General features: G+C 35.8%; 11 protein-coding genes. 5 read left to right on the top strand and 6 right to left on the bottom strand.

All coding sequences use genetic code 11. From position 1 onward, the window contains the following. Positions 1-897: 897 nt before the first annotated feature. The 4 genes from QNI15_RS12185 to QNI15_RS12170 all read right to left on the bottom strand — a co-directional run bounded on the left by QNI15_RS12185 (position 898) and on the right by QNI15_RS12170 (position 4,712). Complete coding sequence (locus QNI15_RS12185; protein ID WP_314001152.1) at positions 898-1,875, bottom strand: ABC transporter ATP-binding protein; 978 nt, start codon at positions 1,873-1,875, stop codon at positions 898-900. Between the two features lie 94 nt (positions 1,876-1,969). After that, positions 1,970-2,251, bottom strand: coding sequence for a DUF427 domain-containing protein (locus QNI15_RS12180; RefSeq protein ID WP_314001150.1), 282 nt, complete (start codon positions 2,249-2,251; stop codon positions 1,970-1,972). Positions 2,252-2,265: 14 nt separating this feature from the next. After that, positions 2,266-4,380 carry a ferrous iron transport protein B gene (feoB, locus tag QNI15_RS12175; RefSeq protein WP_314001148.1) on the bottom strand — a complete coding sequence of 705 codons (2,115 nt, stop codon included), beginning with the start codon at positions 4,378-4,380 and terminating at the stop codon, positions 2,266-2,268. A gap of 29 nt (positions 4,381-4,409) precedes the next feature. Beyond that, a complete protein-coding gene (locus QNI15_RS12170; RefSeq protein ID WP_314001146.1) occupies positions 4,410-4,712 on the bottom strand; it encodes a FeoA family protein in 303 nt (100 codons plus the stop codon). 219 nt (positions 4,713-4,931) lie between these two features. On the opposite strand from QNI15_RS12170, the gene QNI15_RS12165 reads away from it, so the two are divergent. Next, positions 4,932-5,408 carry a WbuC family cupin fold metalloprotein gene (locus tag QNI15_RS12165; RefSeq protein WP_314001144.1) on the top strand — a complete coding sequence of 159 codons (477 nt, stop codon included), beginning with the start codon at positions 4,932-4,934 and terminating at the stop codon, positions 5,406-5,408. 41 nt (positions 5,409-5,449) lie between these two features. On the opposite strand, the gene hemC is transcribed toward QNI15_RS12165, so the two are convergent. Further along, on the bottom strand, positions 5,450-6,397 hold the full coding sequence (gene hemC, locus QNI15_RS12160; RefSeq protein WP_314001141.1) for a hydroxymethylbilane synthase: 948 nt from the start codon (positions 6,395-6,397) through the stop codon (positions 5,450-5,452). A gap of 197 nt (positions 6,398-6,594) precedes the next feature. Between hemC and QNI15_RS12155 the strand changes: the two genes are divergently transcribed. The 4 genes from QNI15_RS12155 to QNI15_RS12140 all read left to right on the top strand — a co-directional run bounded on the left by QNI15_RS12155 (position 6,595) and on the right by QNI15_RS12140 (position 10,839). Continuing rightward, on the top strand, positions 6,595-7,290 hold the full coding sequence (locus QNI15_RS12155) for a class I SAM-dependent methyltransferase (RefSeq protein WP_314001140.1): 696 nt from the start codon (positions 6,595-6,597) through the stop codon (positions 7,288-7,290). Continuing rightward, a complete protein-coding gene (locus tag QNI15_RS12150; protein ID WP_314031949.1) occupies positions 7,287-8,390 on the top strand; it encodes a glycosyltransferase family 4 protein in 1,104 nt (367 codons plus the stop codon). The genes QNI15_RS12155 and QNI15_RS12150 overlap by 4 nt, the downstream gene beginning before the upstream one ends. A gap of 177 nt (positions 8,391-8,567) precedes the next feature. After that, entirely contained in the window at positions 8,568-9,329 is a 762-nt protein-coding gene (locus QNI15_RS12145) for a TylF/MycF/NovP-related O-methyltransferase (protein WP_314001136.1), read from the top strand. Between the two features lie 4 nt (positions 9,330-9,333). After that, the gene (locus QNI15_RS12140) at positions 9,334-10,839 is read left to right on the top strand and encodes an oligosaccharide flippase family protein (protein WP_314031948.1); all 1,506 of its coding nucleotides are present in this window, start codon (positions 9,334-9,336) and stop codon (positions 10,837-10,839) included. Positions 10,840-10,874: 35 nt separating this feature from the next. On the opposite strand, the gene mdh is transcribed toward QNI15_RS12140, so the two are convergent. Continuing rightward, the gene (gene mdh / locus QNI15_RS12135) at positions 10,875-11,810 is read right to left on the bottom strand and encodes a malate dehydrogenase (RefSeq protein ID WP_314031946.1); all 936 of its coding nucleotides are present in this window, start codon (positions 11,808-11,810) and stop codon (positions 10,875-10,877) included. Between the last annotated feature and the right edge of the window lie 223 nt (positions 11,811-12,033).

The following is a 12,033-nucleotide window of genomic DNA, read 5'->3' as shown; positions in this document are numbered from 1 at the left end:
CTTAAAACCACACATTCCTCTTTTACATAGCATTTTTCTGAACTATATACGTAAAGCAAAGAGGCGAGGTTGTATAAGTGATAAGTATTTTACTAATCTGTAGTAAAAATAATGCCTTGCTTAGATTTGGTTTTATATTATTATCCTTCAAACGGAAATTAGTCTTTTAAAAAGTGTATAGGTAAATATATTAACCATATAAAGCTTTTATAAAAACTCAAAGATATTTTAACAGAAGGCTCACACAAACTTAAATATAATTTTTGGATTTAAAAGAGCACAATAGTTCTAATTAGTATGAATTAAAAAGGATTACTATAAGTATCCTATTGATTCTTAATTTTATATTAAATTCCTAACAGTAAGAAATATTACTGGTAATTTAATAGTATTGGTAATTTTCTGAGAGTGTTATTATATCTGGTAAACAAGCTAGAATATAATTTTTCCATCTTACTATACACATATACATCAGGCATATTCCTTTGATTACTGCAATAACATACTTAATGCTTTAATGGGGAGAATTGGTAAACGAGAATGTTCAAAGAAACGAAAGCTGGGGAATAGAAATTAGATACTATTGATAGAATTGCTTGTTGAAACGGTTTAACTGTAAACAATTCACTAATTTTAGGATGTTTATGCCAATTGGCAGCAAGCAATCCGAAGATACAAGAAAAATTTAATCCAATAATAACGCCAGACAGTACTTTAGATTCAATCTCTTAGAGTTTACTAAGAAAATGTTATATACTAATGACATTTAACTTACTCTATGGTAAGTTACAAACATAGTTTATAAAGGAGCAATATAATTTTTTAGTTACTTGGTTATAAAAAATTATATTATTATCAAATTGTTAAAATGTATTCTTATAGAATAAGAGTTCATGGTTATTTTTTCTCTTTACTACCCAAAAAATTATTTATGTAGAATTTTTGCCACACTTTCTCTGTATCCACAAGATACCATGTGTTATCTGATTTCATTTTCAAAAATGAAGCCTTCTTATGATTTATGGCAGCAATCTTTTGTAATGCATCCCACAAAGACGCATCTGCTGTGATCTCTTCTGTTTGATCTAATAATTTCGAGGATGCTGACTCAAATGGAAAAAATTCCTTTAGCTTAGTAGCTTTCATTTCTAAGATCAGCCGATGATCTGACAAAAATTTGGTCACAAAAGCATGGGAAGGCGTTAAGAGCAACTCTTGAGAAGAACCCATTTGCTGGATGTGTCCATTGTCCATTATTCCTATTTTATCACCAAGTTCAAATGCCTCTTGTATGTCATGAGTCACCAATACAATGGTCTTATTTTTGAGAGCAGCCAACATTTTAAATTCCTTACAAATGGCATTTCTTGTTAGTTGATCTAAAGCACCAAAGGGTTCATCCATTAATAAAATAGGAGGATCGGCTGCGAGGGCTCTTGCTAAACCCACCCGTTGTTGCTGACCACCACTAAGTTGAGAAGGATGCTGTGTCAGAACAGATTCTGGAAGACGAAACATTTGTAATAATTCATATATTCGCAATTGAATGTCCTCTTTTTTCCATTCCAGTAATTTAGGGACAATTGCAATATTTTCTGCAATTGTATAATGAGGAAGTAATCCCACCTGCTGGATTACATAACCAATATTTTTTCTTAAGGTCTCAGGAGGTTGAGAATATATAGACTGATTAGAAATAAATATATCGCCTTTGTCAGCCTCAATAAGGCGATTGATCATTCGTAGAGTTGTTGTCTTTCCAGAACCACTTGTGCCAAGTAAGACCAATGTATCTCCTTTGGAAACTTCAAAGGAAACATCATTAACAGCAACTTTATTGCCAAAGTATTTGGTAACCGTCTCTACTTGAATCATGGAAATACAAGATAATAAACTGTAAGTAGGCAAATCTACCTTTTAGACACAAGTACTTCTACATACTAATAGCAAGGAGATAAGTAAGGGTAAACTATTCTGTTATTTTTACGCCTTTCCAAAACGCTATATAATCTTTTATCTGTTGAGCGGCTTCCTTAGGTTCCTTATAGTACCAGGCAGCATCTTTATTTTGACTATCTTCAACATCTAGCGTGTAGTAAGAGGCAATTCCTTTCCATGGACAGGTAGTATGAGTTGAACTAGGTATAAAAAATTCTGTTCGAACTGATTGTGGGGGGAAATAATGATTTCCTTCTACGACAATAGTCTGATCACTTTCTGCAATAATTTGTCCGTTCCAGATTGCTTTCATATAACCTTAAAATTTCACTTTAAAATAGTATATACAATAAATGCAGACAGATAAGCAATACCTGTCATATATACAAGCTGAATGATAGGCCACTTCCACCCTTTGGTTTCGCGGTAGACCGTTGCGAGAGTACTCATACACATCATGGCAAATGCATAAAATAGAAGAAGCGAAGAAGCTACTGCTGGTGTATACATAGGACCATTTGTTTGGGGATTAACCTCAGAACGAAGCCGATCCTGAATAGTAGTCATATCTTCGCTTTCACTACCTACACTATAAATAGTAGATAAAGTTCCAACAAAAACCTCCCGAGCCGCAAATGAACTGATCAAGGCAATCCCTATTTTCCAGTCATATCCCAGCGGACGTATTGCCGGTTCGATAAATTTACCAAAATGCCCTGCATAAGATGCCTCCAACTTTGCTGCGGCAACATGATCTTCCAGTTCTGTCGATTCTTTAGCCTGGCTCCGAACAGCTTGTTCTGCTTCAGCCATCTGATTACCTGGCCCATAAGAAGCCAGTACCCATAGTACAGTGGCGATAGCAACAATTACCTTGCCTGCCTCAAATACAAATGTTTTTACTTTCTCCAGTATTGTCAAGCCTACATTCCCCCATCTGGGTGTTTTATAATCAGGAAGTTCCATGATCAAAAAACTACGATCTTTACGCTGAAGAAAAAATTTCATAATCCATGCAGAAACAAGTGCCGCAACAAAGCCCAGTAGATAAAGCGCCATTAGTATAATACCCTGAAGGTTAAATATACCAAACACTTTTTGTTCTGGTACAACCAGTGCAACCAGAATAGTATAGATAGGTATTCGAGCCGAACAACTCATTAATGGAGTGACCATAATGGTAATAAGGCGTTCTTTCCAGTTGTCAATATTACGGGTAGCCATAATAGCAGGAACAGCACAGGCAACACTGGAAATAAGTGGTACAACGCTTTTACCATTCAATCCAAAAGTACGCATGATACGATCCGTAATAAAGACCACACGTGCCATATATCCCGTCTCCTCTAATATGTTGATAAAAGCAAATAAGATAGCAATATAAGGAATAAAGATAAGGACACCTCCAACACCTGCAATAAGGCCATCTGTAAGCAAATCTGTTAACATACTCTGTGGTAATACAGAATGTAACCATCCAGTGAATTGAGCAATCTCTGCATCAATAAAATCCATTGGATATTGAGCCCAGGCAAAAATAGCCTGAAAGATTAAAAATAGAATAGCAAAAAAAATAACAAATCCCCAGACTCTGTGTAGGAGTATATTATCTAATTGAGTGGTGAGAGGATTTTGTTTAGAGGCAGAAGGTTTATGTACTGCATCAGATACAATCCGGCGAATTTTAGCATAGCGGGCCAATGTCTCTTCTGTTTGCCATTGGCGGGATTGAAAACCATATCTTTGTCTCTGTTCCTCAAGAAATTGTTGGGATTGATCATCCAGAAAGTGAGCATCCTGTGCCTGATGTGCATACTGAACGGCTGTATAGTCATTAGGCAGAGCAAACTTTGACCGGATATTTTGTGTAAGACCTTCCGGAAATTGAATAGTATCAACAAAGATTTCTGAAGATAATTGTGGTTTCTTTTCTGAAAGAGTAGTAATAATTTGCTGCTTTAATTCTTTAATCCCTTCTCCACTACGTGCATTAGTTGTAATAACTGCTACTCTCAAGCTATTTTGTAAAGAGGAAAGATCTATATGGAAACCAGATTTCTTTACTACATCCATCATATTGAGTGCCAGCAAAACGGGAATTCCTAAGTCTTTGACTTCACTAAATAATAACAGATTACGTTTCAGATTAGAGGCATCAGCTACTACAACAATCATATCAGGATACCACTCATCTTTGGGATTAAGAAGTATATCTGTAACAACCTGCTCGTCCGGCGACTTTGGAAAGAGACTATATGTACCAGGTAAATCAATTATTTCAGCAGTATGTACATCATTGAGATGACATGTTCCGGTTTTTTTATCAACGGTAACACCAGGAAAGTTACCTACTTTCTGACTTAAACCAGTTAGTTGATTAAATAATGATGACTTACCAGCATTAGGATTTCCTACTAATGCTATTTTATAATGAGACTTCACAGGTACAACAAGCTAATTAACTAAATAAATTATGAAACCCAGTTAGAGGTTTCCCTCACAGAAGTATGATTATTGGATGGTTCTGAATGACTTTTGCCATTATCTAGTTGAATTGCAGAAGCTTCCCTCTTACGTAACGACAAACTATAGCCAGAAACCCGAATACAGATAGGATCTCCTAATGGAGCTATATGTTGTAGCGTAACAGATTCACCTGGCAGACAGCCCATTTCTAAAAGCTTCAATGCCAATTCATTATCAACAATCTTAGATATAATAGCGGTTTCACCTTTACGCAAATCTGCTATGGTCTTAACCTGTGAGGAATCCAATGGTATTTAATTTAATGTTGGTATTTAGAATTATTATAAACAATGCAAGGTAGGATAAAACGTCTTCTTTTCAAAAAGTATTTATCAGGGAAGTCTTTATCTATAGCCAGATTGACTAACTTGATTGAAAAGTTTTATTGAATGACAAAACTTAAATATATCAATCTTATATATTATATTAAGCCATATCTTTACAAAGAATCAAACATACTATCCATAATGTTTATACCTATCAACCAAGCTTTGTTAGATCAGGTGTCGGAAAAAGCCCAGAAGTCACTACGCTTGAGAATGAATCACAATTTCCATCATACACCCGATGACTTGTTGAATCGAATGTTGAATGCGATGGAGCCAGGAACATATGTACACCCTCACAAGCATGAAAATCCAGATAAAAGAGAAGCATTTTTAATCTTGCGGGGCAGATTACTTGTGATAGCCTTTGATGATATGGGCAACATCATTGATCATATGGAGTTAAATCCATTAAAAGGCAACTTTGGCCTGGAAATTCCTCCTCGTACGTATCATACACTAATTACATTAGAAGCAGGAACGGTAGTATATGAGTTAAAAGATGGCCCTTATAATGTATTAAATGACAAACAGTTTGCCCCTTGGGCTCCAGCGGAAGGATCAGCAGAATCTGCAAACTATATGAAACAATTGTTAACACAACTTGCACTTACTTAAATCAGGAAGAACCATATGTTACTATGGTTCTTCCTGATTTTTTATTTATTAAGCATCTGTTGTTCTCTGATCTTGCGCAAAATTTCTGCACCACCAGAGTTTAAAATCTCATCAGCCATTTGATAGCCCATTAATTCAGCATTAGCAGAGGACTGTTGCAGAGATTTAGCAACCAGCCGTGTTCCATCCAAACTAATAATACCTGCCTGTAACGTTACTGTATCTTCCTGTGAATCAAAATTAGCCAATCCAAAAGAAGGAATGCTACATCCTCCCTGTAGTCTTTTAAGGTAAGCCCGTTCTGTACGAAGTGCTATCTCAGTAGTTGGGTGATTAACCAAGGTCCGGATTCTCTGGCGTTTTGACGGTTCCAACTTTACAGAAGCCTCAACGGCTACACTACCTTGCCCTACCGCGGGTGTAAAGGTATCTGTAGGCAGATAAGCCACAATATGCTCGTCATACTCCATACGATGTACTCCTGCAAAGGCCAATACTAGTGCATCACATTGACCTTCCTGCAGTTTTCTCATTCTGGTCTGCAGGTTGCCTCGCATATCTGTTGTTTTTAAGTAAGGATAATAATGCTGAAGCATTGCTACACGACGTGTGGATGAAGTCCCAATTATCCAGGGCTTGCCATCTGTGAGTGAAATCTCTTTATTAAAGCTTACAAGTACATCATTTACACGTTCCCGCTCTGTAAAAGCAATAATTTCTAATCCATCTGGTAATTCAGAGGGCAAGTCTTTGGCACTATGCACAGCAATATCAATTCGATTAGTATACAAAGCATCTTCCAACTCAGCTGTAAATACACCTTTGCTACCAATCTTGGAGAGTGACCGATCCAGGATCTTATCGCCCTGTGTTTCTATCTTAACAATTTCAGTAGATAATCCCCCACTAGCTAACAAGTCTGAAATATGGTAAGCTTGCCACAAGGCTAATGCGCTCCCTCGGGTGCCAATACGAATAATATCTTCCATAATTTAAATTTTGGCCAAATTTACACATCGTTTTAGTGTATAATAGATTATACAGGTATATTTTTCATTATTGAATACTGATAGATATATAACTACTGATAAAGATTCTATTGTGACAAAAGTTTCAAGCTTTGAAGATCTTTTTTTAATACGTAGTTTTGAGAATTGTTTTCACTTAAATAACATTTTTATTTCTTATGCATGAACGGGAAGAGGGCGTTCAGAGACTATATCCTGGTTTTTTAAATCCTAGGTGGTATTATTTAATTCAATTACGTAAATTGATTGAAACAGTAATTCAAAAGTTTTTAAAAAATTCAAAAAACCTGGTTCTTGCCGACTATGGCTGTGGAAATACTCCATACCAACCTCTTCTACACCCACATGTAAAAGAGTATATCGGTATAGATTTGGAAGAGAATAAACGGGCTGCTATCCATATTACTCCAACAGGTAAAATTCAGATGGGAGATAATGAAGTTGATATTGTATTATCAACTCAAGTATTAGAACATGTGGTAGACCCTCCATTTTATCTTTCAGAAGCCAAAAGGATCTTGAAATCAGATGGAATGCTCATCTTGACAACACATGGATATTGGATGTTTCATCCTGATCCTACAGATTATTGGCGTTGGACATCAGCCGGATTACAAAAGCTCATATCAGAAAATGGATTTGAGGTTATCTATTTCAAAGGCATTATTGGAAGAGCTGCGATGGGCTTACAACTCTTCCAAGATGGATTTTTGTTTAAAATTCCTAAATTTTCACGTCCACTATTGGCACTCTTTATGCAACCTCTCATTGGCTTGTTTGATAAAACAACCTCACAAAAAAGTAAGGATGCAGATGCCTGTACATATATAGTAGTAGCGAGGGCCAAGAAATGAAACTTTGTCTTTTATATCCTAATAAAGAAGCGTATTCTGAAACATTCATTCAATATCATAAAGCATATTTAAAACCAGTTGCAACACTAACAGGAGGTTGGAGACCATATTTAGATCAATCTGATAAATCAATTTTTGATTTTCCACTATCTGAGCCTATACGTATTTTTACAAAGAGAGTATTCTCAGGCCTCTATCCTTCATTATATAACTCCTTTCTCGATAAGTATTTGTTAAAAATACAGCCAGAAGTTGTTTTAGCTGAGTATGGAATAACAGGATGTAGTGTTTTGGATATTTGTCAGAAAAGAAATATCCCATTAGTTGTTCATTTTCACGGCTTTGATGCCTTTGATAAGAACACGCTTGAACAATACGGTTCTTCCTATAAAAAAGTTTTCATATATGCCAAAGCAATTGTTGCTGTATCCAGAGATATGGTAAATCAATTGGTAGAGTTAGGAGCCGATAAAAAAAAGGTGCACTTTATTTCATGTGGAGTCATTACAGAGAAGTTTAGGGGTGCTGATCCTGAAAATGCTCAACAGTTGGTTGTTGCAGTGGGACGTTTTACGCCTAAAAAAGCACCACATCTCACGATTAAAGCATTTCAGCTTGTTCTCGAAAAATGCCCGAATGCAAAACTTGTTATGATTGGAAAGGGTGAACTATGGGATGAGTGCCAGCAAATGATCCAGGAGATGGGATTGCAAAGCTCTATCCAATTAGTTGGTATTAAAACGCCTGATGAGATAATGTCCTATCTGAAACAAGCAAGACTTTTTGTACAACATTCCATGTTTAATCCAGTAAATAATGATTCAGAAGGAACTCCTACATCTGTTTTAGAAGCTTCTTCTATGGGTTTACCAATAGTAAGTACTACCCATGCTGGTATAAAGGATGCTGTGACACATGGTGTAACAGGCCTCCTTGTAAATGAAGGTGATTTTCGAACTATGGCTAGTCATATGATAACATTACTCGAGAATCCAGCTTTGGCGAGCCAAATGGGGGCTCAAGCCCGAGAAAAGATGATTCATGAATATGATATGAAATTGCAGATTCAAAAATTGACAGCTGTTTTAAAAAAAGTATAAGTTGCAAAGAAGAATAAGATCGTAGTAATGGTTTTGATCAGCAAATTCAGAGTAAGATAAGTGCTGCTTATTAGAGTGATAATTATTTTGCATTTGCTCAAAAATCAAGATCTTTTGTTTATTTATTTTACCTGTTTTACTTTGTAACAACCTATTTATAAATTCTATCTACTTATCATGATTAAAACACTTCTGAAAAACATCCTTCATAAATCTGGATTAAGAGTTATTAGCCATAAGCAACAAATCTATAATGAAATTGTTGGGAATGAACTAGAGGAGGAGTTTATTGAGATTTATAAAAAGTGTCGTCCTTATACACTGACATCTGTAGAACGAATGTATGCTGCCTATAAAGCAACTGAATACATTATTTCACAGAATATTACAGGAGCAATTGTAGAATGTGGTGTCTGGAAAGGAGGGAGTACAATGGTAATGATTTATACTTTACTTGCTCGTGGAATTACTAATCGTCAGATATATCTATATGATACATTTGAAGGAATGTCAGAGCCTACAACTAAGGATAAAACGATAGATGGAGAGTCTGCATTTGGTACTTGGAAGGATAGCCAAACCACACAGGAAAATACTTGGTGCTATTCACCCTTGGATGAAGTACAGAAAAATATATTGGGTACAGGATATTCACCTGATAATATAAAATTTGTAAAAGGTAAGGTAGAAGATACCATTCCAGGAGTAATACCTGATCAGGTTGCTTTGTTAAGATTAGATACTGATTGGTATGATTCTACATATCACGAGTTGTTACATCTTTTCCCAATACTTTCTAAAAATGGGGTATTAATTATTGACGATTATGGACATTGGCAGGGTGCCAGAGAAGCAGTGGACTCTTATTTTAAAGAAAAGAATGTAACAATGCTTTTAAACAGAATTGATTACACAGGCAGAGTAGGGATAAAAATATAATTTCATGGGTGTCATCATTCGTCAGAGTCTTAAGGCTAGCATTGTTGCATATATTGGAGTAGGAATTGGAGTAATTAATCAACTCTTTGTTTCAACAAAATATCTTTCTGTAGAGCAAATGGCCTTATCCAGGCTTTTGCTTGAAAATAGTATACTCTTTGCAGCAATTTCACATTTAGGAACTCCTTACATTGCTGATAAATTCTTTTCTCAATTCCGAAACGAAGTTCAGAAACATCATGGCTTTTTGGTGTTTTTATTACTGTATCCATTGCTGGGTATACTAGCATTTACAGGTTTGTATGTGCTTTTTCAGGATGTCATTGCCAATTACTTCTCAAAAGAATCTCCTTTAATTCTCCAGTATCATTTTTTGAGTATCCCCCTAACTGCTTTCTGGGTTTATATTTCTGTACTTGAGGTATATTGTCGCAATCATGCCCGTATTACAGTTCCTACTATTGTTCGTGAAATATATCTGAAGATTGCAAACATACTGTTGATTCTTATTTTCGCATTTGGCTGGATTGATTTTCAGCTTATGATGTATCTGCTTGTAGCCTCGTATGGAATTGGAGTTATTATTTTGTTTCTATATATTAAGAATTTAGGTAAGCTCTTTATTGCATTTGATAAGCGTTATTTTCAAGGGAGTCTATTTAAGTCTATGTTTTTTTTTGGTACATTTATCATTCTGGGAGGACTTGGGCAAAACATTGTGCTCTTTGTAGATAGAGTAATGCTAGCCGGCGAAAGTGGGCTTAGAAGTACAGGGATTTTTGTAATCACTACTTATATCGCCAGTATTATTGAGATACCCAAAAAAACATTAACACAAATCTCAGTTCCTATTCTGTCTGCCGCAATCCAACAAAATGACATAGGAAAGATGAAAGAATTATATCAGAAGACAGCTCTTAATCAGGCTATTATTGGCTGTTTATTTTTTCTGGGTATTTGGTGCAATATTGATGAGATATTTAGTATTATACCAAGAAAAGATGTTTTTAGTGAAGGCAAGTATGTAGTCCTAAGTATTTGTATTGCGAAACTGCTAGATATGTCAACGGGCTTAAATGCTGAAATACTACTTTACTCTGTTTATTATCGTGTAATTACAACTTTTGTAATCATTATGGCTATCTTTAGTATTGCAGCAAACAAGATTCTCATTCCGTTATATGATATCAATGGTGCAGCATGGGCAACCTCACTAACAACTCTGGTTTATTGTTCTGTACGGGTTTGGTATGTATGGGATAAATTTAAAATTCATCCTTTTAGTAGGCAAACTCTAAGCATAATCGTTATAACAGCTATTACTTTAGCAAGTATTCTTTTTTTGCCTTTTCCAACAGCAAATACATTACAGGTAATCCTTACATTATTTTTACGCTCTGTATTGATCTTGCTTGTTTTTGGATTTCTTATCTTAAGATTCCGTGTATCTCCAGATGTAAATAATCTTACAAATTCTATATGGAAGACTATAAAATCTTTTGTAGGATAAAAGCCTATATACAGGCTTTTATCCTTTTTTATATTTCACAGAGATAATGTAGCTAAAACGTTATTCATATTACGTACTGCATCAGCCGACTTACTAAATGCATCTTGCTCTTCCGAGTTTAGTTTATAGTCTATAATCCTCTCCCATCCTGTACGGCCAATCACTACCGGAACGCCCAGACAAATATCACTTTGACCATATTCTCCATCCAAATAAACACAACAAGGGAATACACGTTTCTGATCTCTGACAATACTTTCTACCAGCAGCGCACTAGAAGCACCAGGGGCATACCAGGCAGATGTACCAATCAGCTTAGTTAGTGTAGCTCCTCCCACCATTGTGTCTGCTGCAACTTGTTTTAATTGATCTGCTGATAAGAATTGGCTTACAGGTACTCCATTATAGGTTGCCAGTCGGGTTAATGGAATCATGGTTGTATCTCCATGACCACCAATTACAGTAGCATGCAGATCATTAGGCTGGCATCCTATAGCCAATGACAGATAAGTTTTAAAGCGTGAACTATCCAGAATACCTCCCATACCAATGATCCGGTTTTTGGGTAGTCCAGATTCTTTCAATGTTAGATACGTCATAGTATCCATAGGATTAGAGACTATGACAAATATGGCATCTGGCGAATATTTTAAGGCGTTGTCTACTACTGATTTTACAATTCCGGCATTGGTCCCGATCAACTCTTCCCTGGTCATTCCTGGCTTGCGTGGAATACCTGATGTAATTACCACTACATCTGATCCGGCAGTTTTACTGTAATCATTTGTTGAACCGGTGATTTTGGTATCAAATTCCAGCAACGTGGCTGTCTGAAACATGTCCAATGCTTTTCCTTCACTTAATCCTTCTTTGATATCTACTAATACAACTTCTTCTGCCAGCTCGCGACGAACAATATTATCAGCGGTGGTAGCTCCGACAGCTCCTGCACCTACAACTGTTATTTTCATAAAAATGACCTGGTTTGGGTTAAAGAGATAGTACTTTCTTATACTTGAAATTAGGTGAGAAAATAATTATAAAGCAAACTTTAATTGGAAAATTAATATTTCCCTTTTAACATAGTGTATACTTCTCCACTTTGCAAATTGAGAATTGTATGTATTTTCCTATTATATGTTAGATCTACATCCATTATTCTTTACTTCCATACTAACTCCCAATACTCCTTTC

The organism is Xanthocytophaga flava (assembly GCF_030068545.1).
Lineage (GTDB): Bacteria > Bacteroidota > Bacteroidia > Cytophagales > 172606-1 > Xanthocytophaga > Xanthocytophaga flava.
The sequence above is the reverse complement of the archived record's forward strand: the minus strand, read 5'-3'. Positions and strand labels throughout refer to the sequence as shown.

Coding starts and splice junctions, on each gene's coding strand:
- QNI15_RS12185 (WP_314001152.1), bottom strand. CDS start 1,875: ATGATTCAAGTAGAGACGGTTACCAAATACTTTGGCAATAAAGTTGCT.
- QNI15_RS12180 (WP_314001150.1), bottom strand. CDS start 2,251: ATGAAAGCAATCTGGAACGGACAAATTATTGCAGAAAGTGATCAGACT.
- QNI15_RS12165 (WP_314001144.1), top strand. CDS start 4,932: ATGTTTATACCTATCAACCAAGCTTTGTTAGATCAGGTGTCGGAAAAA.
- hemC (WP_314001141.1), bottom strand. CDS start 6,397: ATGGAAGATATTATTCGTATTGGCACCCGAGGGAGCGCATTAGCCTTG.
- QNI15_RS12155 (WP_314001140.1), top strand. CDS start 6,595: ATGCATGAACGGGAAGAGGGCGTTCAGAGACTATATCCTGGTTTTTTA.
- QNI15_RS12150 (WP_314031949.1), top strand. CDS start 7,287: ATGAAACTTTGTCTTTTATATCCTAATAAAGAAGCGTATTCTGAAACA.
- QNI15_RS12145 (WP_314001136.1), top strand. CDS start 8,568: ATGATTAAAACACTTCTGAAAAACATCCTTCATAAATCTGGATTAAGA.
- QNI15_RS12140 (WP_314031948.1), top strand. CDS start 9,334: ATGGGTGTCATCATTCGTCAGAGTCTTAAGGCTAGCATTGTTGCATAT.
- mdh (WP_314031946.1), bottom strand. CDS start 11,810: ATGAAAATAACAGTTGTAGGTGCAGGAGCTGTCGGAGCTACCACCGCT.